Source organism: Sphingomonas sp. NPDC079357, from assembly GCF_044901155.1.
Classification (GTDB): domain Bacteria; phylum Pseudomonadota; class Alphaproteobacteria; order Sphingomonadales; family Sphingomonadaceae; genus Sphingomonas.
In genome coordinates this window covers 1,849,058-1,872,732 of sequence record NZ_JBJDOM010000001.1, presented here as the reverse complement: position 1 = coordinate 1,872,732, position 23,675 = coordinate 1,849,058, and the positions used below count along the sequence as shown (strand labels likewise).

Annotated in this window: 25 protein-coding genes; 24 read left to right on the top strand and 1 reads right to left on the bottom strand. The window is 68.9% G+C overall.

From position 1 onward, the window contains the following. Positions 1–55: 55 nt before the first annotated feature. The 6 genes from flgM to ACI2JO_RS08785 all read left to right on the top strand — a co-directional run bounded on the left by flgM (position 56) and on the right by ACI2JO_RS08785 (position 4,636). On the top strand, positions 56–364 hold the full coding sequence (gene flgM / locus ACI2JO_RS08810; protein ID WP_404720263.1) for a flagellar biosynthesis anti-sigma factor FlgM: 309 nt from the start codon (positions 56–58) through the stop codon (positions 362–364). Beyond that, on the top strand, positions 351–662 hold the full coding sequence (locus ACI2JO_RS08805) for a flagellar protein FlgN (protein ID WP_404720262.1): 312 nt from the start codon (positions 351–353) through the stop codon (positions 660–662). Before flgM ends, ACI2JO_RS08805 begins: the two co-directional genes overlap by 14 nt. Positions 663–768: 106 nt before the next feature. Continuing rightward, positions 769–1,608 carry a transglycosylase SLT domain-containing protein gene (locus ACI2JO_RS08800; RefSeq protein WP_404720261.1) on the top strand — a complete coding sequence of 280 codons (840 nt, stop codon included), beginning with the start codon at positions 769–771 and terminating at the stop codon, positions 1,606–1,608. A 3-nt stretch (positions 1,609–1,611) separates the two neighbouring features. Then, entirely contained in the window at positions 1,612–3,675 is a 2,064-nt protein-coding gene (gene flhA, locus ACI2JO_RS08795; protein ID WP_404720260.1) for a flagellar biosynthesis protein FlhA, read from the top strand. After that, a complete protein-coding gene (locus ACI2JO_RS08790; protein WP_404720259.1) occupies positions 3,672–4,445 on the top strand; it encodes a sigma-70 family RNA polymerase sigma factor in 774 nt (257 codons plus the stop codon). Before flhA ends, ACI2JO_RS08790 begins: the two co-directional genes overlap by 4 nt. A 56-nt stretch (positions 4,446–4,501) precedes the next feature. Then, on the top strand, positions 4,502–4,636 hold the full coding sequence (locus tag ACI2JO_RS08785; protein ID WP_404720258.1) for a hypothetical protein: 135 nt from the start codon (positions 4,502–4,504) through the stop codon (positions 4,634–4,636). 380 nt (positions 4,637–5,016) lie between these two features. Here the strand turns inward: ACI2JO_RS08785 and ACI2JO_RS08780 are convergent, their stop codons facing one another. Further along, complete coding sequence (locus ACI2JO_RS08780; RefSeq protein ID WP_404720257.1) at positions 5,017–6,438, bottom strand: flagellin; 1,422 nt, start codon at positions 6,436–6,438, stop codon at positions 5,017–5,019. Positions 6,439–6,717: 279 nt separating this feature from the next. On the opposite strand from ACI2JO_RS08780, the gene ACI2JO_RS08775 reads away from it, so the two are divergent. The 18 genes from ACI2JO_RS08775 to ACI2JO_RS08690 all read left to right on the top strand — a co-directional run bounded on the left by ACI2JO_RS08775 (position 6,718) and on the right by ACI2JO_RS08690 (position 23,626). Further along, positions 6,718–7,983 carry a sigma-54 interaction domain-containing protein gene (locus tag ACI2JO_RS08775; RefSeq protein ID WP_404720256.1) on the top strand — a complete coding sequence of 422 codons (1,266 nt, stop codon included), beginning with the start codon at positions 6,718–6,720 and terminating at the stop codon, positions 7,981–7,983. Further along, a complete protein-coding gene (gene fliE / locus ACI2JO_RS08770; protein ID WP_335309829.1) occupies positions 7,980–8,342 on the top strand; it encodes a flagellar hook-basal body complex protein FliE in 363 nt (120 codons plus the stop codon). Before ACI2JO_RS08775 ends, fliE begins: the two co-directional genes overlap by 4 nt. Position 8,343: 1 nt before the next feature. Next, positions 8,344–10,083 (top strand): flagellar basal-body MS-ring/collar protein FliF, encoded by a 1,740-nt coding sequence (gene fliF, locus ACI2JO_RS08765; protein ID WP_404720255.1) that lies wholly within the window; start codon positions 8,344–8,346, stop codon positions 10,081–10,083. Further along, positions 10,080–11,117 (top strand): flagellar motor switch protein FliG, encoded by a 1,038-nt coding sequence (gene fliG, locus ACI2JO_RS08760; RefSeq protein WP_404720254.1) that lies wholly within the window; start codon positions 10,080–10,082, stop codon positions 11,115–11,117. The genes fliF and fliG overlap by 4 nt, the downstream gene beginning before the upstream one ends. Beyond that, entirely contained in the window at positions 11,110–11,880 is a 771-nt protein-coding gene (locus tag ACI2JO_RS08755) for a flagellar biosynthesis protein FliH (protein WP_404720253.1), read from the top strand. Before fliG ends, ACI2JO_RS08755 begins: the two co-directional genes overlap by 8 nt. Next, positions 11,874–13,205 carry a FliI/YscN family ATPase gene (locus ACI2JO_RS08750; protein ID WP_404720252.1) on the top strand — a complete coding sequence of 444 codons (1,332 nt, stop codon included), beginning with the start codon at positions 11,874–11,876 and terminating at the stop codon, positions 13,203–13,205. Before ACI2JO_RS08755 ends, ACI2JO_RS08750 begins: the two co-directional genes overlap by 7 nt. Next, on the top strand, positions 13,198–13,605 hold the full coding sequence (locus ACI2JO_RS08745) for a hypothetical protein (RefSeq protein WP_404720251.1): 408 nt from the start codon (positions 13,198–13,200) through the stop codon (positions 13,603–13,605). Before ACI2JO_RS08750 ends, ACI2JO_RS08745 begins: the two co-directional genes overlap by 8 nt. Before the next feature lie 57 nt (positions 13,606–13,662). Beyond that, positions 13,663–16,098 (top strand): flagellar hook-length control protein FliK, encoded by a 2,436-nt coding sequence (locus ACI2JO_RS08740; protein WP_404720250.1) that lies wholly within the window; start codon positions 13,663–13,665, stop codon positions 16,096–16,098. Positions 16,099–16,114: 16 nt separating this feature from the next. Further along, positions 16,115–16,798, top strand: coding sequence for a flagellar basal body-associated protein FliL (fliL, locus tag ACI2JO_RS08735; RefSeq protein WP_404720249.1), 684 nt, complete (start codon positions 16,115–16,117; stop codon positions 16,796–16,798). A gap of 6 nt (positions 16,799–16,804) precedes the next feature. Continuing rightward, positions 16,805–17,743: a flagellar motor switch protein FliM gene (locus ACI2JO_RS08730; RefSeq protein WP_404720248.1), complete on the top strand. Its 939-nt coding sequence runs from the start codon at positions 16,805–16,807 to the stop codon at positions 17,741–17,743. Continuing rightward, positions 17,740–18,030 (top strand): flagellar motor switch protein FliN, encoded by a 291-nt coding sequence (gene fliN, locus ACI2JO_RS08725; RefSeq protein WP_028967502.1) that lies wholly within the window; start codon positions 17,740–17,742, stop codon positions 18,028–18,030. Before ACI2JO_RS08730 ends, fliN begins: the two co-directional genes overlap by 4 nt. 14 nt (positions 18,031–18,044) lie before the next feature. After that, positions 18,045–18,323, top strand: a complete 279-nt coding sequence (locus ACI2JO_RS08720; RefSeq protein ID WP_404720247.1) for a flagellar biosynthetic protein FliO — start codon at positions 18,045–18,047, stop codon at positions 18,321–18,323. A gap of 11 nt (positions 18,324–18,334) precedes the next feature. After that, positions 18,335–19,210 carry a flagellar type III secretion system pore protein FliP gene (gene fliP / locus ACI2JO_RS08715; protein WP_404720363.1) on the top strand — a complete coding sequence of 292 codons (876 nt, stop codon included), beginning with the start codon at positions 18,335–18,337 and terminating at the stop codon, positions 19,208–19,210. 122 nt (positions 19,211–19,332) lie between these two features. After that, the gene (gene fliQ / locus ACI2JO_RS08710; RefSeq protein ID WP_028967499.1) at positions 19,333–19,614 is read left to right on the top strand and encodes a flagellar biosynthesis protein FliQ; all 282 of its coding nucleotides are present in this window, start codon (positions 19,333–19,335) and stop codon (positions 19,612–19,614) included. A gap of 111 nt (positions 19,615–19,725) precedes the next feature. Continuing rightward, entirely contained in the window at positions 19,726–20,499 is a 774-nt protein-coding gene (gene fliR, locus ACI2JO_RS08705; RefSeq protein WP_404720246.1) for a flagellar biosynthetic protein FliR, read from the top strand. After that, positions 20,499–21,623, top strand: coding sequence for a flagellar type III secretion system protein FlhB (flhB, locus tag ACI2JO_RS08700; protein WP_404720245.1), 1,125 nt, complete (start codon positions 20,499–20,501; stop codon positions 21,621–21,623). The genes fliR and flhB overlap by 1 nt, the downstream gene beginning before the upstream one ends. Positions 21,624–21,657: 34 nt before the next feature. Next, positions 21,658–23,208, top strand: a complete 1,551-nt coding sequence (gene fliD, locus ACI2JO_RS08695) for a flagellar filament capping protein FliD (protein ID WP_404720244.1) — start codon at positions 21,658–21,660, stop codon at positions 23,206–23,208. Between the two features lie 19 nt (positions 23,209–23,227). Further along, complete coding sequence (locus ACI2JO_RS08690) at positions 23,228–23,626, top strand: flagellar protein FliS (RefSeq protein WP_184505205.1); 399 nt, start codon at positions 23,228–23,230, stop codon at positions 23,624–23,626. The last annotated feature ends 49 nt before the right edge of the window (positions 23,627–23,675 follow it).

Genomic DNA, 23,675 nt, shown 5'->3' with positions numbered 1-23,675 from the left:
CCTCAGCCCCAACGGTCGTTTCTGCCGGTGTCAGCGGAAACCTACGGGTGTGGACATGGTGGAATCAATAGGATCAGCGACGGCGAGGGCGGGGGTTTCCTCCGTCTCGACCGTCCAGCGGACCGTAAAGGCCGCGCCGGTCGCCGAGGCGGCACCGGTCACGAAGCAGACCGGCACGGACGCCGCAAAGGCACCGGGTGCGCTGGCCAGCGCCATGGCCGCCAGGCCGCCGGTCGATGCCGACCGCGTGCAGCAGATCAAGACCGCGCTTGCCAACGGGACCTTCCCGCTGTCGCCGTCGACGATCGCCGATCAGTTCATCGCACTGCGCTACGATTGGGTGTCACGCAATGACCCGGCGTGATGCGCTGGTGCGCGTGATCGACCTGCTCCATGCCGAGATCGCCGCGCTGAAGAGCAACGATATGAACGCGCTGGAGCGTGCAACCGCGAACAAGCTGCGCGCGATCGAGGAATTGCAGCAGCTGGGCGACGGCCCCGCTACCCCGGAGCTTCGTGGGCTGGTCGAGGAGGCGGACCGCCTCAACGACACCTGCCGCATCTATGTGAACCTGATGGCGGCAAATGTTCGCCGCCGCCTGCAACTTCTTTCCGGTCAGGGCGGCAGCTCCTATGGCCGCGGCGCCGTCGCCTACGCCTGACCGACCGCACCACCGCTGACACGACGACGCCCCGGCCCACCACCGGGGCGTTGTGATTCTGACCCACCCAACCCTTCTTGGCACGTCGCTTGCAGTAATGCGTGGCATGACCGTTGCCACGATCACCTCTGCCACCCAGCGGGTCACGTCCGCGATCCAGCGCGCCGCGCAGCGCACTGGCGTCGATTTCGATTACCTGATGGGTCAGGCGCGGCTGGAAAGCGGGCTGAACGCCAATGCGCGCTCGGGCACCTCGTCCGCAACCGGCCTGTACCAATTCCTCGACCAGAGCTGGCTGGCGGTCATCAAGCAGCATGGCGGCGAGCACGGTCTGAGCTGGGCCGCCGACAGCATCCAGAAGTCGGGAGGGCGCTACACCGTTTCGGGCGGTAACCGCGAGGCGATCCTCGCGCTGCGCAAGAACCCGGAAGTCTCCGCGCTGATGGCCGCCGAGCACGCCAGCGACAACAAGGGCGCGATCGAGGCGGTAACGGGGCGCGAGGCGACCGGCACCGACCTCTATATGGCGCACTTCCTCGGCATCGGCGGCGCGCGCACCTTCCTGTCGGCAATGCAGAGCAATCCCGATCGCAGCGCGGCGGCGGTGTTCCCGACCGCGGCGCGCGCGAACCGCAGCGTGTTCTTCGAGCGCGACGGCTCCGCCCGTTCGCTGTCGGAGGTCTACCAGCGCTTCGCCGACAAGCTCGGCGACGGATCGGATGCCGCCGCGACCGCCAAGGCGAACAACCAGTGGCAGTTCGCCGCGCAGGCGCTGGCGATGGGCGAGGACGCAACCGTCGTCACCGGCACCGGGCAGAGCGCGACCGACGCGCTCGACTGGGCGAAGTCGGCGCTTGGCCAGCGCAGCACGGGCGCCAGCCTGCTGCGCCCCTCGCCCGACAATGCACGGCTCGCGTATATGATGCTCGCCGGGCTGGGGCGCTAAAAGATGAAGATCCTCGCCCATGTGCGCCAAGGCGCGCTGCCCGCCGCGATCCTGCTGCTCGTCGTCCTGATGGTCGTGCCGATCCCGGCCTTCCTGCTCGACGTGTTCTTCATCATGAACATCACGATCAGCCTCGCGGTGCTGATGGTCGCGCTGAACGCCGAGAAGCCGCTCGACTTCTCGTCCTTCCCGACCGTGCTGCTGTTCGCGACGCTGTTCCGGCTCGGCCTCAACGTCGCCTCGACGCGGATCGTGCTGGTCCACGGCCACACCGGTTCGGCGGCGGCGGGGCACGTCATCGAGGCGTTCGGTTCGTTCGTGATCGGCGGCGACTATGTCGTCGGCCTGTTCGTGTTCGCGATCATCGTCATCATCAACCTGATCGTGGTCACCAAGGGCGCGGGCCGCGTTTCCGAAGTGTCGGCACGCTTCACGCTCGACGCCTTGCCCGGCAAGCAGATGGCGATCGACGCCGATCTCAACGCCGGGCTGATCACGCCCGACGAAGCCAAGAAGCGCCGCGTCGACGTCGCCACCGAGGCCGAATTCTACGGCTCGATGGACGGTTCGTCGAAGTTCGTGAAGGGTGACGCGGTCGCCGGCCTGCTGATCCTCGCCGCGAACATCGTCGGCGGCCTGATCCTCGGCCCGGTCAGCCATTCGCTGACGATCGCCAAGGCCGCGCAGACCTACACCATGCTCGCGATCGGCGACGCGCTGGTCGCACAGGTGCCGGCGCTGCTGCTCTCGATCGCCGCCGCCGCGATCGTCACCCGCGTCAAGTCCGAGAAGGATCTCGCCGGCCAGATCGGCAGCCAGTTCGGCTCGGCGCGCACCTGGACGCCGGTGGCGGTGATCCTGACGCTGCTCGGCGTGCTGCCGGGAATGCCGCACTTCGTCATCCTGCCGCTCGCCGCCGCCGCCGGGTTCGCCGCGTGGAAGCTGCACCAGATCGCCAAGCGTCCGGCGATCGTCGAGACGCCGCCGCCGGTCGAGGCACCCGATCCCTCCAAGATCGGCTGGGACGAAGTGTCGGAGACGATGCTGGTCAACCTCGACATCGGTTACGGGCTGGTCCCGCTGGTCGACGAGCGTCGCGGTGCGCCGCTGATGGGCCGGATCACCGGCGTGCGCCGCCAGCTGTCGAAGGAACTCGGCTTCGTGGTGCCGCAGGTGCGCGTCCGCGACGACATCAATCTCGCACCCTATACCTATCGCGTGATGCTGGGCGGCGTGTGCGTCGGCGAGGATCAGGTTTCGCCCGACGAGATGCTGGCGCTCGACACCGGCCAGGGCTTTGGCGAGCTGATCGGCAAGAAGGCCAAGGACCCAACCTTCGGGCTCGACGCGACCTGGATCGCGACCGGCGACGCCGATGTCGCGACCGGCCAAGGCTATCTTGTCGTCGACTCGGGCACGGTGATCGCCACGCACCTCAACCATGCACTGGGCGCCAATGCCGGCGACCTGCTGGGCGCGGACGAGGTGCAGGCGCTGCTCGACGAGCTGAAGGAGCGTGCGCCGCATCTGGTCGCCGCACTGGCGCCGCTGCCGCTCACCTCATTGGCGACCGTGCTCAAGGGACTGTTGTCGGAAGGCATCCAGCTCCGCGAGTTCCGTCGCATCGCCGCCGCGATCTCGATCGCCGCGCAGCGCAGCGTCGATCCGGTCGAGATCATCGAGCTGATCCGCCCCGAACTCGGCTCGCTCATCATCGCCAAGCTGGCCGGCGCGCGCGAACCCTTGCGCGTGATGACGCTGGAGGGCGGGCTGGAGCAGTTGCTCGGCCAGGCCGCGCGCAGCGATCCCGGCCGCCACGTCATCGAACCCGAACTCGGCCGTCGCATCGTCGACGCGCTGCAAGCCGCGGCCCAGCCGCTCATCGCGGAAGCGAAGCCGTTCGCGCTGGTCGTCCAGCCCGCGATTCGCGTCGCCATCCGCAAACTCATCCGCACCGTTCTACCGGATACGCCCGTCATGAGCTTCTTCGAAGTCCCCGAGGACAAGGCCGTCGAGGTCGTCGCGATCATCGGCAACCAGCCGCAGCAGCAGGCGCTGGCGGCATGAGCGCGGAACCGATGCCGCAGGCGTTCACCGCCGCCCAGCCCGTCACGCAGCCGATCGACGGCGCGCCACTCACCTATAAGCCGCGCGTACGCGCGCGCGACGAGAATGCGCTGGTGCGCGAGCATCTCCCTCTGGTCCGCCGGCTGGCGTGGCACGTCCATGGCTCGGTTTCGACCGCGATCGAGGTCGAGGATCTGGTGCAGGTCGGGCTGGTCGCGCTGGTCGAGGCGGTCGCCGCCTTCGAGGATCGCGGACAGGTGACGCTGAAGCAATATCTGGTCACTCGCCTGCGCGGCGCGATGATCGACGAACTCCGCCGCCACGCCGCGATGACCCGCGGCGCGATCCGGCGGAAGCGCGAATATGCCCGCGCGGTCAACCAGCTGAGCCACGAATATGGCCGCGCACCGACCGAGCGCGAGCTGGCGACCCGGCTGGAAGTGACGCCGGAGAAGCTGCGCACCGAATACGCCGCCGCCGAGGCGATCAAATATGAGTCGATCGACGAGGTCTATGCCGACGACCAGCCGTGGTTCGCCAGCAACGAGCCCGACGCCTTCGAGCAGCTCGCCGAAACGCAGACACGCGACCGGCTGATCGCCGCGATCTCGGCGCTGCCCGAGCGTGAGCAGCTGGTGATCCAGCTCTATCACGTCGAGGAACTGAACCTCGAGGAGATCGGGCAGGTGCTCGGGATCGGCGCGGCGCGGGTCTGCCAGATCAAGAGCGCGGCGCACGCCAAGCTGAAGAAGGCGATGTTGCAGCGCTGATCGTGCGACCTTCGCCGGTGGCCGTGCGTTGTTGCGGCGATCAGGAGGAGGAAGCGATGACCGAACCCCGCAGCCACCCCGCGCTGAGCGAAGACCAGCGCGATCCCGACGGCAGCGATGCCCCGGACGACCTGCCCGCCGGCGAGCCGGACGACAATCCCGACGATCTGACCGTGTCGGACGAAGAATGACTTGGACCCCGGTGGCCGGATGCGGTCGCCGGGGTTTTCGTATGCGGTGCGGGGGCGAGCGTGGGCACGGCATTGTGGATCGACGGTTCCATCTGAAAGGCGACCTCCTCGCCCTCCACCGGCGCCCCTGCGGAGGCAGGGGCCTATCTCTGTTTCGTTGCGCGCAACGCCGACGCCGGGAACGGCGCGCCTGTGTCTAGCCGCTCCCCCGGACGATACAGCCATGGGCCGCCGTCGGCGCAGCGGCGACGGTGCTGGATCGGGCCTCGTGGCTCATCAACGCGAAAACCCCCGCCAGCCATCCGGCTGACGGGGGTCTTCGTGTCCGGCACCGGCCCCGCTCTGATCGGGGGCGAGAGGCCGGTGATCGGCTGCCGGACTTAGCCGAGCAGCTTCATCACGCCCTGCTGCGACTGGTTGGCCTGCGCCAGCATCGCGGTCGAGGCCTGGCCGAGGATCTGCGCCTTGGCGAGCGCGGTCGTCTCGGTCGAGAAGTCGGCGTCCTCGATGCGGCTCTTGGCGTCCGACAGGTTGGTCGCGGTGGTGGTCAGGTTGTTGACCGTCGATTCCAGCCGGTTCTGCGCCGCACCCATCGTGCCACGCGCCGCCGAGACCTTGTCGAGCGCGCCGTCGATCACCGCCATCGCTGCCGAGGCACCGGTCTGCGAGGAGATCGAGATCGCCGAGGTGCTGCCGGCCGTGAAGCCCGCCTTCGAGGGATCCGCGCCGCCGATCGTGACGCCGGTGCCGCCCGAACCTTCCAGCGCCACCGTGCCGCGGCCAACGCTGGCCGTCGTGCCGGTCGGCGTCAGATCGGTGGTGCCCAGCGAGTCCTTGGCGCCGGTGATGATGCTGCCGGTGGTGTTGGCGAACGAGATGTTGCTGCCGTCCTTGCTGGTCAGCGTCAGCTTGCCGTCGCTGTCGACGCCCGCGGTGATCTGGTTACCGGCAACGTTGCTCAGCGTGCTGTTGATCTTGGCCGCCAGCGAGTTCGCATCCTTCTCGCTGCTGGTCATCGTGACGGCAGTGTTGGTCGTTCCATCGCCGATCGTCAGCACGTCGTTGGTGCTGATCGAGCCGACCGTGGCGGTGACGCTGTTCTTCGCCGTCGCGGTGACGCCCGAGTTGGCCGTCTGCGCGTTCACCAGGGCAGCGATCGCCTTGGCGTCCTTCGGGGTCGCGGCGACCGCGCCGATGTCCTGGCCATTGATCGTGATGTTCGGAACCGGCGGCGTGCCGGCCGGAGCGGCGAACGCGGTCGCCGAGATGGCGGTGCTCTTGACCTGCGCGGTCAGGCCCAGCGTCGAGGCGCGGGTGTCGGTCAGCTTCATCGAGATCGTCTGGTCGGCGTTGATGCCGGTCTGCAGCTTGACGTTGTCCGAGCTGCCGTCGAGCAGGTTGACGCCGTTGAACGAGGTCGTCTTGGCAACGTTGCCGATTTCGGCGGTGAGCTGGGTCATTTCCGACTGCAGCGCGGTGCGGTCGGTATCCTTCAGCGTGCCGTTGGCCGACTGGGTGGCCAGTTCCTTCATGCGGGTCAGCATGTTGGTGACTTCGCCCATCGCGCCTTCGGCGGTCTGCGCCAGGCTGATGCCGTCGTTGGCGTTGCGGACGGCCATCGCCATGCTCTTCGTCTGGCTCGCCATGCGGTTGGCGATCGCGAGGCCGGCGGCGTCGTCCTTCGCCGAGTTGATGCGCTTGCCGGTCGACAGGCGCTCCATCGAGGTCGCCAGCGACTTGCTCGCCATCGTCGAGGCGTTGGTGGCGCGCATTGCCGAGGTATTGGTGTTGATCACGGTCATGGGAAAAGCTCCATTTACCGGCCCGTCCCGCCGCCCCCGAATGAGCAGGTGGCCGTGCCGTCATCGCATCAAACGGCTGCCCGCGACGGACCTTTAGCGCTTTTCTCGCACGAATTTTCGCGACCGCCGTCCGCGGGCTTCTCCCCACTTCCCCTCCGTGTACGCGCGCGCGGGCGCTCCCCGCGCCCGGAAAAAACCTGCCGGCAAAGCGGCAACTATACCGCGCGTTAACCAGCACGGCCGCATCACGCTTTCACTGATTCGAGGGAATTTCTCGCCATGCGTTCGATCATGCCGACAGCCACCGTGGAGCGCGCGCACCTGACGCTCGTGTCCTCGTTGCGCGCGCAGGGCTTTGCGGTGCAGGCCCCCGCCGTCCGCCCGCAGCCGAACGTCGCCTATCTGGTCGCCGACGGCGAGGCGGTGCCCGCGCCGGCGCGCACGCTGATCGTCGGCAACGCCGGTCGCGAGGTGATCCCGTTCCGCGACGGACAACCGGCGCGCATCGCCTATGGCCACGAGGATGCCGCCGTCGGCAACGCCTTCGCGCGCGCGCTGATCGGCGGGCCGGAACTGCCGACCGCCGCCGATCCCGAGTCGCTCGCGCTGCTCGCGCTGGCCGAGCGCGTCGCGCAGGCCGACATCACCGTGCTCATCAACGGCCCGACCGGCACCGGCAAGGAGGTGCTGGCGCGCACCATCCACCTGAACTCGTCGCGCCGCGACGGCCCGTTCGTCGCGATCAACTGCGCAGCCCTTCCCGAGACGATGCTGGAGGCGATGCTGTTCGGCCACCAGAAGGGCGCGTTCACCGGCGCATCGTCGGGGGGCGAAGGCTTCTTCCGCGCCGCCAACGGCGGCACGCTGCTGCTCGACGAGATCGCCGAGATGCCGCTCAACCTTCAGGCCAAGCTGCTGCGTGTGTTGCAGGAGCGCGAGGTGGTGCCGATCGGCGCGACGATGCCGCAGGCGGTCGACGTCCGCGTGGTCGCCTGCGCCAACCGCGATCTTCAGGCCGAGGTGGCCGCGGGCCGGTTCCGCGCCGATCTTTACTACCGCCTGTCGGTGTTCCCGCTGTCGACCCGCGCGCTCGCCGAGCGGACGCAGGACATTCCCGCGCTCGCCGCGACGATGATCCTGCGCCACGCCGGCCATCGTCCGGTGCCGTGGCCAAGCGATGCGGCGATCGAGAAGCTGGTCGGCTACGACTGGCCAGGCAACGTCCGCGAGCTGGAAAATGTCATCCAGCGTGCGCTGCTCTTCGCCGCCGGCGATACGATCGAGGCCGATCACATCGTGTTCGATCGTCCGGCCGCGCCGCGCCTCGCGCCCGCCAACAGCGGTGATGACAATACGCTCGGGCAGGTTGTGCAATTCTCCGAATTCGCCGCGATCCGCGAGACGTTGGCGGCGTGCGGCGGCAGCCGGATCGAGACCGCGAAGCGGCTCGGCATTTCCGAGCGGACGCTCCGCTACCGCCTCGCCAAGGCGCGCGAACAGGGTGACGATCTCGCCGCCGGCACCAGCCGGATGCTCTCGGCATGAGCGCGATCGGAGGCGTCGGCGGCGTCGACCGGGTGATGGCGCTGCGCGCGCAGATCCTGGAGCGCAACGCCGCGCTGAACCGCACCAGCGGCGCGGCCTCGGCCGCCCCTGCCCCGGCGGCGGGCGGCGCGGCGAACGCGACCAGCTTCGCCGACACGATGCAGTCGGCGATCGCCAAGGTGAACGACGGTCAGCAAAAGGCCTCGGCGCTGTCGGAGCAGTACGAACGCGGCGAGACCGTCGACATCGCCAAGGTGATGCTCGCGCGTCAGGAAGCGTCGGTCGGCTTCGAGGCGACCTTGCAGGTCCGCAACAAGATCCTGTCCGCGTACAAGGACATCATGAGCATGCCGGTCTGATATGAGCAACGCTCTCACCCCGCAGAACCCGGTGCCGGTCACGCTGGTGCCCGAGAAGTTCGCCAATCCGCTGCGCCAGATCCAAGGCGTGATGGCGCAGCCCGCCGTGCGGCGCGCCGGACCGATGGCGCTGATGATCGGGCTGATCGGCGCGGCCGGGCTCGCCTGGTCGGCGCTGTCGACCCCGCCGCAGAAGACGCTGTTCTCGGGGCTGCCCGACTCGGACAAGGCGGCGGTCACCACCGCGCTGTCGGCGGCGAACATCCCCAGCCATATCGACGATTCGGCGGGCACGCTGACCGTCAACGAGGAGGATTTCTCCAAGGCGCGGCTGCTGCTCGCCGGACAGGGCCTGCCCAAGGCGGCGCCGGGCGGGTACGCGATCCTCGACGAATTGCCGATGGGCGTCAGCCGCGCGGTCGAGGGCGAGCGCCTTCGCCAGGCGCGCGAAACCGAACTGGCGCGTTCGATCCAGGAGATCGACGCAGTCGCCGAGGCGCGCGTCCATCTCGCGATGCCCGAGGCGAGCGTGTTCGTGCGCGACAATGCCGCGCCGTCGGCGTCGGTGGTGGTCAAGTTGCAGGGCGGCCGCTCGCTGAGCGACGCGCAGGTCCAGTCGATCGTCAACCTGGTCGCCTCGTCGGTGCCGGGGCTGAAGCCCGACGCCGTCACGATCGTCGACCAGATGGGCGGGCTGCTCACCAAGTCGGGTGACGGCCCCGACAGCGCCAACGACAAGCGCATCGAGTTCCAGCGTCGCGTCGAGGACAAATACCGCCAGCAACTGATCCAGCTGCTGACGCCGCTGGTCGGAGCGGGCAATTTTACCGCCGAAGTGCAGGCCGACGTCAATCTCGACGAGACCAGCGCGACCCGCGAGAGCTACGACAAGGAAGGCCGGCTGCGCGCCGAGACCGGCAACTGGACCGGCAACATGGCGACCAACGCGCCGCCCGGCGGCATTCCCGGCGCGCTGAGCAACACGCCCCCGCCCGCCTCGCAGCTTTCCACGCCGCAGCCCGCGACCGGCAACCCGGGCACGCCCCCGGCACAGCCCGCCGCTGGCGGCCCCGCGCCCGATCCGGCCAAGCAGACCGACGCGTTCCAGCGCGCCTATGACCTGAACAAGGAAGTCTCCGTCACGCGCGCCGCGCCGGGCAACATCAAGCGGCTGTCGGTCGCGGTGCTGCTGCGCGACCCGGAGAAGACCAAGCGCACCGCGATGGAAATCCAGCAGATCAACGATCTGGTGAAGAGCGCGGTCGGCTTCGACCAGGCGCGCAACGACAATGTCACTGTCATCAGCCGCAAGTTCGCCGATGCGAGCGCCGATGCGGCAGCCGCGCCGAAATGGTACGACAATGCGCTGGTGCCGATGCTCGCGCGCAACCTGACCGCGCTCGTCATCGCGCTGCTGGTGCTGCTGCTCGGCGTGCGCCCGATCGCCAAGGCGCTGATGAAGAAGCGCGAAGATGCCACCAGTGCCAAGGATGCCGCCGCGCTGGCGGACGGTGCCAAGGGCAACGGCGCGGCGCTGACCGATGCATCGGGCGAGGCGGGCGAGGGCAAGGGCGAAGACGGCGAGCAGATCGCGGTCCAGCCGCCGGTCAGCCTCGACCAGATCGAGACCAGCCAGAGCTACGAGGAGCGGATCGACGCGGTGCGCGGCTTCACGCGCGACAACCCGGCGCGCGCGGCGCTGGCGGTGCGTGACATGCTGGTCGCGGACGCCAAGCCGTGAGCGAGGTCGCCACGGCCCCGCGGATCTTTACCGGCGTCGAACGCGCCGCGGTGCTGATGATGCTCGTCGGCGAGGAAGAGGCCGCCGCGATTCTCCAGAAGCTCGACCCCGAAGAGGTCCGCAAGCTGGGCACCGCGATGTTCGCGGTCGCCGACGTCAGCGAGGAGGAGGTCGAGCTGGTGCTCGACGATTTCGTCGGCAAGGCGCGCGAGCGGACCGGCATCACCTTCAACCCCGGCCCGAAGGTCGAGGCGGTGATGACCCGTGCGCTCGGCCGCGACAAGGCGGAAAGCGTGCTGGCGCAGATCACCCCGGCCGAGGCGGTGTGCGAGATCGACCTGCTCGACTGGTTGGATGCCAAGGAAATCGCGGCGATGCTCGACAAGGAGCATCCGCAGATCTGCGCGGTGATGATCGCCAATCTCGATCCGTCGATCGGCAGCCAGGTGCTCGAACTGCTCCCTGAGCTGACGCAGCCCGACATCCTGCACCGCATCGCGCGGCTGGGGCCGATCACCCCCGACGCGGTCGACGCGCTGCGGACGCTGATCGCCAGCCGCACCGGCGGCGGCGGTGCGAGCGGCGGCGGTGGCGCGTCCTCGACCGCGCTGCAACTGGGCGGCGCGCGCGAGGCGGCGAAGATCCTGCAGGGCGCGCGCAAGTCGACCGAACAGCGTGTCATGCCCAAGCTGCTCAAGATGGATCGCGATATCGCGCGGCAGATCGAGGAGGCGATGTTCGTCTTCGACAACCTGCTGGAGCTGGACGACAAGGGGTTGGGCACGCTCATCCGCAACGTCGACGGCGATACGCTGGGCCGCGCGCTGAAGGGCGTGGACGAGACGGCGCGGAACCGCATTCTCGGCTGCATGTCGGCACGCGCCGCATCGGGCATCCGCGACGATATGGAAGCGCGCGGGCCGATGAAGCTGAGCGAGGTGCTCGAGGCGCAGAAGGCGATCATCCAGATCGCCCGCAACCTCGCCAAGGACGGCACGATCAACCTGGGAGCAGGCGACGACGATTATGTCTGAGGCGGATTTCGTCAGTGGTATGCCCTCGCGCGCGGACGCCGCCGCGCTCAGCCGCACGCGCGCGCGCTCCGACATCGCGCCGGGCTTCACGCCCGCGGACCTGATCGCGCGGATCGAACAGGCGTTCGGCGCCCGCTCGCCCGCCCCGACCGGTGCGGACGAAAGCTCGGACGTGCCGGCGGGCGACCAGCCGCGCCATTTCTCACCCGCCGATCCGGACGCCGATCCAACCGCCGGCTGGGACATGCTGGATGCCGACGCCCCGATACCCGCGTGCGTCGAACAGATCGAGGCGGCGCGGATCGCCGGCTATCACGAGGGGCTCGCCGACGCCGCGATGGCGGCCGATGCGGTGGTCTCGCGTGAGCGTGAGCTGCTGGAGGCGGTCGCGAAGGCGATGAAGGCCGGCGGCGCGATCGACCGCGTCGCACTGGCCGAGGCGCTGCGCCGCACCGTCACGATGCTGGTGACGCAGTTGGTCGGCGAGATCGGCGTGTCCGCGCCGTTGCTCGCCGCGCGCGTCGAGGCCGCGACCGACCTGCTCGCCGACGCCAGCGAAGCGGCGATGCTGCGCGTCCATCCGGAGGATCTGCCGCTGCTCGAGGGTCGCCTGCCCGGCACGATCTTCCCGGTCGCCGATGAGAGCGTCGAACTTGGCAGCTTCGTCATGGAGGCGGCATCGACGATCGTCGAGGACGGGCCGGCGATGTGGCTCGACCAGCTTTCCACCGCCATCGAGCGCGCGGCGGTGCCGGCGTGCTGAACCGGTTCGCCGAGGATTACCTCGGCACGCTCGCCCTCGCCGGATCGCGGCCGAAGCCGCGCGTCGCCGGACGGCTGTCGTCCTATGACGGCCTGTTGATGGAAGCGGTCGGCCTGTCGCTGCCGGTCGGTACCGTGTGCAAGATCGGCGCGGACGGCGGGCAGCAGGTCGAGGCCGAGGTGATCGGTTTCCGCAACGGCCGCACGCTGATGATGAATCTCGGCGGCCCCGCCGCCCTGCTCCCCAATGCACCGGTCCGTCCACTCGGCCCGCCGGGCGAGGCGGAGGTCGGCGCGGCGATGCTCGGGCGCGTCGTCGATGGCGCGGGCCAGCCGATCGACGGCCTCGGCCCGATCCGCGGCGCGGGGCGCTGGCCGCTCGCCGGGCACATGCAGTCGCCGCTCGACCGTGGCCGCGTGCTCGCGCCGATGGACGTCGGGGTGCGCGCGATCAACGGGCTGCTCACCGTCGGCCAGGGCCAGCGCGTCGGGATCATGGCCGGGTCGGGCGTGGGCAAGTCGGTGCTGCTCGGCATGATGGTGCGCGCGGCGCAGGCCGATGTCGTCGTGATCGGGCTGATTGGCGAGCGCAGCCGCGAGGTCGCCGACTTTCTCGAAACCAAGGTCGCGGGCGAGGCACGCCAGCGCTCGGTCGTCGTTGCGGTGCCCGCCAACCATTCGCCGGTGCTCCGCATCCGCGGCGCATTGCGCGCGACCGCGATCGCCGAGGCGTTCCGCGCCGATGGCAAGAGCGTGCTGCTCATCATCGACTCGCTGACCCGCGTCGCGCACGCCGGGCGCGAGATCGGTCTGGCGCTGGGCGAGCCGGCGTCGGCGCGCGGCTATCCGCCGTCGGCGATCGCGATGCTCCCCAATCTGCTGGAGCGCGCCGGGTCGGACGTCAACACCGGCGGCTCGATCACCGGCATCTACACCGTGCTGGCGGACGGCGACGACGGCAACGATCCGGTCGTCGACTCGGCGCGATCGATCCTCGACGGCCATATCGTGCTGAGCCGCGCGATGGCCGAGCGCGCGGTCTATCCCGCGATCGACATTTCCAAGTCGATCAGCCGCGTGATGAACGACATCGTGCCGCAGCATCACCAGCAGGCCGCACGCATCCTGCGCCGCCATCTGGCGACCTATGAGGAAAACCGCGACCTGGTGCTGATGGGCGCGTATCGCAGCGGCAGCGATCCGGCGATCGACGCCGCCATCGCCTATCAGCCCGCGATCATGGAGTTCATCCGCCAGGACACGCACCAGATGGTGTCACTGGCGGATGCCGAGATGGAGCTGGTCGGCGTCTTCGGCGATGCCTGACGCCAAGCGGCTCAAGCGCCTGCACCGCGTCCGCACGCTCCAGCTCGGGCTGGCGCGCGCCGACGAGGCCCGCACCCAGGCGCAGCTGACCAGCGAGACGCAATTGGCGCAGCGCATCGCGCAGCTCGCCGATGCGGTCGCCCCTTCCCCCTCCACCTTTGCCGGCGCGGCCAACCTCGCCGCGACTGCGCATTTCCGCGAGCGGCTGCACCGCTCGGCGGAAGCGGCGATGAACCGCGTCCGCGCCGCCGAGGCGCAGGTCGAGCGCAGCACCGAGGCGACCCGCGGCGCGCGGCGCGATCAGAGCGCGGTCGAAAAGCTGATGGAGCGCCAGCACGCCGCCGATCTGCGCGCCGAGATGAAGGCGCTGGAGGACGTGCCCGCGCGCCCCAAGAAGTAAACGGCACGCTCTTTGCAGCGTGGCCGGCGAACCCTGTCCACGAAAGCGGCCTGACCCTTGACCACGATCGCAAGCCTTCTCCTGACGACGGCACCGGGCGCGATGCTGCCGGGCGCGGCCTCTCCGACGCCGGGTGTGGCGGGCACGACCGGCGACTTCCTGAAGCTGGTGCTGCCCGGCTGCGGCGACGGTGTTGCTGTCGGTGTCGCGCCCGTGACGGCTGACACGGGGCGGCAGGATCTTGCCGGCTCCGGCACCGGGCTGCCGCTGGTCGGGGCCGTGCTGCCGAGCGGTGAGGCCGCGCTGGCGTGGCTCGCCGATGCAACCGGGGTTCCGGTGCCGCCGCCGCCACCCGCGCTCGTCCTGCCCGAGGTTTCCCCTGTCACCCTCGATGCGAAACCGGTTGCGGTCGCCACCGCCCCGACACCGAAAACGGTCGTCACCGATGCGCTGCCCGACCAGCCGGCAGCGACCGTGCGACCGCGGCTGCGGATCGTCGCGCCCGACGTACCGGTGCAGGTGCCGGGCAGCGACAACGTCGACCTGCTCCCCGACGCCGCCGAGGACGCCACGCCGGCGATCCACGAGGATCATGACGCGCCGGCCGCTCCCGTGCTCGCCGGCGCGCCATCGACCGTCGCGATGGTGATTGCGGTTCCGGCTGCGCCGGCTCCCGATACGGCGCCCAACCAGCCGGCGGTCGCGCTCACGGTCGACACTGCCCGTACCTCCTCTCCAATGGCACCTGTCATCCCGTCACGCGGTGCAGCGACGCCGCTCGTCGCTGCGGACGCTGGCGCGTCCGACGCGAGCGCCACGATCGGCGCCACCAATGCCGCCACGCCGAACCGCGAGCCCTCCCCCAGGATTGCTTCCACGCTGGCCGTTGCCCCGCCTCCCACGCCGATCGCCGATCCGGCGCGCGGCGCACCCCCGCCGGCATCCCGGACGGTGGAGCCGACGGTGCTTGAACAGCCAACCGCCGCCGAAGCGCCACCTTCCCCCCGCAGCGGTCCGCGCGTCGAGGCTCAGCCACCGGCCCAACCACGCGCGCAGCCGCAGCCGCAACCGGTCGCGGCCGTCACCACGCCGCGCGTCACCCGCGAGCCGACTTCACCGGTCATTGAAGTAAACGCCGACACTGCGGCGGCGATCATCACCGATGCCGCGCGTCAGGAGGCTATCCGAACCCCCGCCCCGGCGACCCTCACGCCGGCGGAAGCCGCATCCCCGCGCCCGATCGACGTTCCCGCCACCCCGCAGCGTAATGAAGCTGCCGTGCCGGCCCCCGCCGCCCTCGCGCCGGTGTCGGTCGCGCCCGCGCGCACCGCAGCCAGCCTCACGCCTCTCACGCCGCCGGCAAAGGCCGCGGCACCGGTGCCGTCGTCGGCTGCGGCGGTCGAAGCGGTCCCGGTCGCACAACCGTCGCTCGCCCCCGATGCGCCGGTCGCAGCCGCCGTCATCGTCGACGCGCCGCGCCAGGAGGCGACTCGTCATGCGGTCGAAACGATCACCTCACCGACACCCCGCGTGGCGACTCCGCGCAGCGACATCGCACCGCCACGCGTCGAAAGGCCGGGATCCGCGCCGGTCGCCACACCCGCGCAGCCGACGCCGGTGATCGCCAGCGCGGCCCCGGTCCGCGTCGACGCCCCGGTCATCACGCCCGTCACGCCCCAGCCCGCGAGCGGCGCCGCTCCGGCATCGGCACCGCTCGCGATTGCCTCCCCAACGCCGTCGCTTATGTCACCCGCAGCGCCGCAGCCGCTACCGGTCGCGTCCGTGCCGGCCACCGACGCGCCCGTTGCCGACACGCCTGTGCCTATTATCGCGGGCGAGGCGGCACCGGCGCCTCACGAAACCGCACGCGTCGCGCCCGCGCCGGTACCGGTCGCGCTCGATCCCGCCCCCGCGCCGGTGATCGCGTCCGCCGCACGCACTTTCGCCGAGGCGATTCACCGTGCCGTCACCGCCGATGACCGCGCCCGCCCCGCCGATCCGACCGCCCCGGTTGCTCAACCGCAGGCGACCGCGGCGATCTCCGCCGCCGCCGTCACCGCGACCGGGCAGGCGCAGCAACAGACGCTCGACATGCGCCAGCCGCATTGGCCCGCCGCGATGATCCAGCACATCGAGAAGCTGCGCGACATGGCCGATGCCAATGACATGCGCATCCGCGTCGTTCCCGATGCGCTCGGCGCGATCGACGTCGCGCTGCGCCGCGAGGGCGATACGGTGCAGGTCCAGCTGACCGCCGAACAGCCGGAGACGCGCGCGATGCTCGCCGATGCGCAGCCCCGCCTCACCGAAATGGCCGAGGCGCGGGGGCTGAAGCTCCACCACGCCCAGTCCGGCGGCACGACCGCCCAGGGCGACCGCCAGCCATCGCAGCAACAACAGCAGCAACGCGCCGCGCCGGTTCCGGTCGCGCCGCCGTCCGCCCGTCGCGCCGCCACCGCGGACGCCGACGACACCGACCAACGACTCGCGTGATTGAGGGAATCGAACGATGAGTGACGCTCCGGCCGCAGACGCCGCGCCCAAGAAAAAGGGCAAAATGAAGATGATCGTGATCGGCGCCGTCGGCGTCATCGTCCTGCTGGGCGGTGGCGTCGGCGCCGGTCTGTATGCCGCGGGCTCGGGGATGGTCGGCGGCGGCGGCGGCGGCGGCAAGGAAGCCGCGCACGAAGATCCCAACAAGCCCAAGCTCGTCCCGAAGAGCGAGCAAAAGCATCCCGGCGCCGGTGGCGAAGGCGGTGAAGGTGGCGAGGGCGGTCACGACGGCGGCGAGGCGGCGGCCGAGGGCGGCGAGGGTGGCGAAGGCGGCGGCGAGGCGCACGGCGCGCCGACCCCCGAGGGCCATGGCGGCGAGCCCTACGCCTCCAACTATTTCGCGATGGAGAAGGAGTTCACCTCCAACCTTCAGGATTCGGTGCACTTCATCCAGATCGGGCTCGCGGTATCGACGCCCTACGACGACAAGGTCATCACGAATCTTAAGACCAACGACATCGCGATTCGCTCGGCGATTCTGCTGACGCTGGGCGACACGCCCGAGGATCAGGTGTTCACCGGTGCCGGCAAGGCGCAGCTCCAGAAGCGGCTCGTCGCAACAATCAACCAGGTTCTGCGCGATAAGGAGGGGTTTGGGGGGATCAGTAACGTCTACTTTACCACTTTCGTGGTTCAGTGAACGTGCATGGTTAACAGGCGCACCTCCACCGACGCCGGGCTCGACTCCGGCACCCCGATCGGCACCGCTGCCGCATTGGGCGGAGGAACGGCTGCGCCTGCCAAACTGCATCCGTTCGGCGATCTGCACACGTTGCAGCATCTGTCAGCGCGCGCCGCCCGTGGCGTGCGCCAGACGTTCGAGGGTTACTGGCGTGCCGAAACGCGCGCCTGGGCCGAGCCGCTGGAGGTGCTGCGCCTCGCCGATTATCGCGCGGCGCGCGGCGACAAGCTGACCGCGTGGCTGCCGCTGTCGATGGACGGGCGCCCGACGCTGTGCGTTATCGACAGCCAGTTCGTCGTCGAGATCATCGACCTGTTCTTCGGCGGCACCGGCGACGTCTCGCCGGTGCTCGCGCTCGAGTTCACGCCCGCCTGCGACGTGATCGTCGCGCGCATCGCCAAGGCGTTGGCGCGCGCGCTGGAAACCGCATGGGAGCCGCTGGCGCGCGCGCGCTTCACCGCCGAGCCGTTCGAGCTGGGCGGGAGCATGATCCCGGGCGTCGAGGCCGACGAGGTGGTGATCGCCACCCGCTTCGCGATCGCGCGCGGCAGCGCCAAACCGGCGTTCGTCGACATCCTCTATCCGGTCGCGACGCTGAAGCCGCACACCGTCGCGCTGACCGGCAAGGTCGTCGCCAAGCCCAGCGAGGTCGACGCCGAGTGGCGCACCCAGCTGACGCGCGCGGCGATGGGCGTGCGATTTCCGGTCCGCTCGGTCCTCGCCGAGCCGACCATCCCGCTCTCGCGGCTCATGGATCTCAAGGAAGGCGACATCATCCCGATCAGCTTCGGCGCCGACGTGCCGATCGTGGTCGGCGGGATGGCGCTGGGGCTGGGCACCGTGGGCACGTCCAACGGCCGCGCGGCCATCCGCATTTCAAAGTTCGAAGGACCCCTGCAATGAACGACATGACCGGCGGATTCGCGATCGACGCCGCCGTCGCCGCCAACCTGCGGCTTCTGCAGGGCGTCGACGTCAAGCTGACCGTTGAGATCGGCTCGACCACCCTGTCGCTGCGCGAACTGCTCGCACTGGGCGAATCGAGCGTGATCGAGCTGGACCGGCAGGCGGGCGAGCTGCTCGACGTGCTGGTCAACGGCACGCTGATCGGGCGCGGCGAGATCGTCACCGTCGGCGAGCGCTACGGCGTCAAGATGACCGAACTGGTCTCGCCCGAGAAGCGCGGCTGAGGGGTACGCACGCGATGATGTGGACCTATATTCTGAAGCTCGTCGTCATGCTCCCGCTGGTGTGCGGGCTGATGATCGGCTGCCTGTATCTCTGGCGCCGGCTCGAGGCGCGGATGCCCGGCAAGCCGGCGACGCGCGGCATCGCGGTGCGCGAGACGATGATGATCTCGCCCGGCGTCAAGCTGGCGGTGGTCGATTTCGAGGGGCGTCGCCTGCTCGTCTCGGTCAACCGCGCGGGCGTGACACTGATCGACCGCTCCGACGTGCGCGTACCCGTGGAGCCGGCACAGTGAACACCTCGGCGATGCACACCGGAACGCTGATCCGCGCACGTACCGCCGGCAAGCGGTCGCACCTGATCCTCGCGCTGCTCGCCATCGTCGTGGCGCTTTGCGTCGCGATGCCGGCGCTGGCGCAGAACTTCCCCGCCCCGGCGCAGCCGGCGGTGCAGGGTGCCGAGGCCGCCCCCGCGCCGGGCGTCGGCGACGCGGTCGACCGCGCGCTCGGGCAATTGTCGCGCGGCGATGCGGGCGCGCAGAACAACAACGGCTCGCTGTCGTTGTCGCTGCAGGTGCTCATCATCATGGGCCTGCTCACGGTGCTGCCGGGCATCGTGCTGATGATGACCAGCTTCACGCGGATCATCATCGTGCTGTCCATCCTGCGGCAGGCGATGGGCCTGCAACAGACCCCGCCCAACCAGGTGCTGATCGGCCTGTCGCTGTTCCTCAGCTTCTTCATCATGGCGCCCGCGATCAACCAGATCAACACGACCGCGATCCAGCCCTATTCGCAGGGACGGATCAACGGCACGCAGCTGATTCAGACCGCCGCCGCGCCGCTCCACGCCTTCATGTCGAAGCAGACGCGCGTGAAGGACGTGACGATGTTCGCGCAAATGGCGAAATCCGGCCCATACGCCACGCCTAACGACATCCCCTATTCGGTGCTGCTGCCGGCGTTCGTCACCTCGGAACTCAAGACCGCGTTCCAGATCGGCTTCCTGCTGTTCCTGCCGTTCATCGTCATCGACCTCGTCGTCGCGACGGTGCTGATGGCGCTCGGCATGGCGATGCTCAGCCCGACGATCATCTCGCTGCCGTTCAAACTGCTGTTGTTCGTACTGGTCGATGGCTGGGCGCTGACGATGGGCAGTCTGGCGAACAGTTTTGCCACCTAGCCTTTCGTCATCCCCATGCAGGTGGGGATCCAGAATCTCCGACGTATCGCCTCCATCGACGGACCTGCGCGTCTGGATTTCCGCCTTTGCGGGAATGACGAAGAGAGAAGAGTGACACCGCCATGCAACCGCTCGTCGACGCCGACTACTTCCTGACCGTCGCCAACCAGACCATGTGGGTACTGGCGTTGGTCTCCGCGCCGATCCTGATCCCGGCGCTGCTGTCTGGGCTGATCCTCGGGATGGTGCAGGCCGCGACTTCGATCAACGAGCAGACCTTGAGCTTCGTCCCGAAGCTGATCGTCGTCGCGGTGTCGATCATGGTGTTCGGCGCGATGATCCTCGGGTTGCTGAGCGACTTCACGACCGAGATCTTCGCGCGCATCCCGGATCTGGTGCACTAATCTTGCGCCGGTCCCTTCGCGTCACCCCGGCGCACGACGGGGTCCAGAGCCGCAAGCACGGTTCTGCGTGGCTCTGGACCCCGGCCTTCGCCGGAATGACGGAGGCGTAACGTGCTGGGCTTCGGCTTAAGCATCGAGCCGCAACTCTGGGCGCTGATCTTCGTGATGATCCGCGTCGGGGCGGCGTTCATCGCCGCGCCGGTGTTCGGCAACGTCTCGGTCCCGCTGCCGGTGCGAATCACGCTGTCGGGCGCGGTCGGGGTGCTGGTGCTCGGCACCACCTCGATCCAGCCGCCGCCGACGATCTTCGCGCTCGCCACCTTCGTCGCGGTCGCGGCCGAGGCGCTGGTCGGGCTGGCAATGGGCTTCATCGTCCAGATCGCCTTCGCCGCGCCGCTGGTGGCGGGCGAGATCATCGGTGGATCGATGGGGATCGGCTTCGCCAACATGATTGACCCCAATTCGGGTCGCTCCAGTCCGGCGGTCGGGCAATTCCTGTCGATCCTGCTGACGCTGCTGTTCCTGTCGCTCGATGGGCATCTCGTGCTCGTCGATATGGTGGTGAAGAGCTATACCGCGCTGCCACCCGGCGCGGCGTGGCTGGCGGCGGGGCAGATGCGCGACATCGCGCTGTTCGGTGGCTATGCGTTCATGGCCGGGCTGCTGCTCGCATTGCCGGTCGGCTTCCTGCTGTTGTGCCTCAACCTCGTCATGGGCATGGTGTCGCGCTCGGCGCCGTCGCTCAACCTGTTCTCGATCGGCCTGCCCGCCAGCCTTGCGGTCGGCGTCATCAGTCTCGCGATCGCGCTGCCCGCGATGGGCGACTACATGCAGGTGATCGTCCGTGAAGGGCTCGCCGCCGCGCAAAGCCTGGTGCTCGGCTGATGTCGGAGGGTGGCGACAAGACAGAAGCCCCAACCCAGAAGCGTCGTGACGACGCCAGGGAAAAGGGCGACGTCCTCAAGAGCCGCGACCTCGCGACCGCCTTCGTCGTGCTGGCCGGCATATCATGGATCATGTTCTTCGGCCCGGCGCTGCTCACCGCGTGCCGCGAGGTGATGGCGGCCAGCTTCAATTTCGGCCGCGCCGATGTCGAGAATTTTCAGCCGTGGCGCCCGCTGGTGCAGGCCGGGTGGAAGCTCGCCGCACCGCTCGGCACGTTGTTCGCGATCACGATCGCCGCCGCGATCGCCAGCCAGGCCGGGCTCGGGTCACTGAGCTTCAACGCGAAATTGCTTACGCCGAAAGCGTCGCGGATCAATCCCGGCTCGGGAATCATGCGCATCATCGGCATGCAGGGCTGGATCGAGCTGGGCAAGTCGCTGCTCAAGGTCACCTTGCTCGGTGCGATCGGCGCGTGGATGCTGTGGCAGACCGCGCATTTTAGCTTCGGGCTCGCCGCCTCCAACCTGCCGGTCGCGCTGGCCAGGTTGGGATCGACGTTGACGCATGTCCTGCTCGTCATGGCGATGGGGCTGGTGGCGATCGGCATGATCGACGTGCCGACCCAGATCATGCAGCTGCTCAAGAAGCTGCGCATGACCAAGCAGGAAGTGAAGGACGAGCATAAGGAAAGCGAGGGCAACCCCGAGATGAAGGGGCATATGCGCATGAAGCAGCGCGAGATGCTGTCCGGGGGGATGCACAAGGCGCTCGACCAGGCGCATGTCGTGCTCACCAACCCGACGCACTTCGCGGTGGCGCTGCGCTACGAGCGCGGGCGCGACGAGGTGCCGGTGGTGGTCGCCAAGGGGCGCGGCGCGCTGGCGCTGGCGATCCGCTCCGCCGCCAAGGACCGCGCGCTGCCGATCCTCGAATATCCGGCGCTGGCGCGTGCCGTCTACTATACCAGTCGCGAGGGCCAGGAGGTGCGCGACGATTTGTACCTCGCCATCGCCACCGTGCTGGCTTTTGTCTTCGGCCTCAATGCGCAAGCCGGCGGTACGCAACCGCCGGTCGACGTGCCCGACACCGCACGTTTCGACGAAAATGGTGTCCGCCAGTCATAAAGAATCGCCGCGCGCGGCCGTTTAGGAGAGCATCATGGCGACGATCAGCAGCACCAGCACGAGCAGCACGGCGTCGACGACGAAAACGTCGTCGACAACCGCGTCGTCGACAACCAAGACGGCGAGCGCGTCCTCGATCAACAAGTCGACCGCCAACTCGATCCTGACCTCGCTGGGCTCGGGGTCGGGCGTCGACACCGATACGCTGGTTACGCAGCTGGTCGACGCGCAATTCGCCGCCAAGCGCGCGCAGATCACCGCCAAGACCGACAAGCTGACCGCGCAGATCTCCGACGCGGCGACGCTCAAGAATTTCGTCAGCGACTTCGCCAAGGCGGTCAATACGCTGGTCACCGGCGGCACGCTCGCGACGCAGCCGAACGTCAGCGACTCGAAGGTCGCCGGCGCGACCGCGATCTCCGGCGCGCCGATGTCGGCCAGCGCGTCGGCGAACGTCACCGTCAGCTCGCTCGCCACCGTGCAGACCGTCACCAGCACAAAGATGGGCAAAACCGACCAGTTCGGTACCGGCAAGCTGACGATCAACATCGGTACCGCCACCTACAGCGCGGGCAAGATGACCGATCTCGCGGTCGGCAAGGCCGGCGACGGCAGTGACCTGTCGTTCGACGTCGATATCGCGCCGCCGAACGACACGCTCTCGGGCATCGCCGCCGCGATCAACGCCAAGAACACCGGCGTCACCGCCGCGATCATCACCGATGCCGACGGCGGCGCGTTCCTGTCGCTCAAGGGGCAGAGCGGCACCGCACAGGCGTTCTCGATGACCGGCACCGGCGGCACGCTCGACACACTCAGCATCGGCAAGGACGCGACCGCGACCTCGAAGCTGGCGGTCGTCGGTCAGTCCGCCAACGCCAAGCTGTCGGTCGACGGCGTCGCGGTCGAGCGGCCGAGCAACGAGATCAGCGACCTCGTCCCCGGCGTGAAGCTGACGCTGGCCGGCACCGGCTCGATGACGCTGACCGGCACCCGCCCCGACACCGCGCTGACCAACGGCGTCAAGGATTTCGTCGAGACCTTCAACCAGTTGCTCAACGAGGTGAAGCAGCAGACCAATGCGGTCGACGGCAGCCTGCGCGCCGATCCGGCCGCCAAGCAGCTGCTGCGCAACCTGCAGGGCTTCGCGAGCAAGACATTACTTCCCGACGCCGCTCCGGGCACGCCCTCGACGCTGGCCGGAATCGGCGTGACCACCGACAAGACCACCGGCGAGCTGACGATCGACGACGCCGCGCTGACCAAGGCGATGAAGGATTCGCCCGATTCGATCCAGGCGATGTTTACCCCGAATAGCTTCGGCGCAACCGGGATCAACGCCGCGATGCAATCGCTGAAGCTGTCGTCGGGCAGCACGCTCTACGGACTGGGCGCGACCGACCTGAAGCTGCGCAAGGCCCAGGACGATCTGACCAAGGAAAGCGCCAAGATCGACGAACAATCGACGCGCTTCTCGGCCCGGCTGACGCAGCAATATGCCAGCATGAACTCGCGCGTGTCGGCCTACAAGCAGACGCAGTCGTTCATGAAGCAGCAGATCGACGGCTGGTACAAGTCGAGCTGATCGGGAGAGACGACAGATCATGGCCTACGCCTCTTCCCTGCTGCGCGATCCGGCGCGCACCTATCGCGAAATCGACCTCGCCGGCCGCACCGCCGCGGCCGATGGTCCGGCGCTCGTCCAGCTGCTGTACGAGGAGCTGACGCAGGCGCTGCGTGTCGCCGCCTGGGCGGCGGATCGCAAGCAGTTCGCGACGCGCAGCGAACGCATCACCCGCGCCACCGCGATCCTGTTCGCGCTGGAGGCCAATCTCGATTTCGAGAAGGGCGGCGACGTCTCGCGCGCGCTGGCGCGTTTCTACGGCGGCTGCCGGCGGCAGGTGATCGAGGCGAGCATCGGCACCGACGGCGCGCCGTTCCGCGCAGTTGCCGCCGAGCTGGAAGAGATCGCCAGCGCCTGGCGTCAGGCGCGCGCGGCGTAGTACCAGACGAAAGCTGCCAACCTCCACCGAAGAACGATCGTCATTCCCG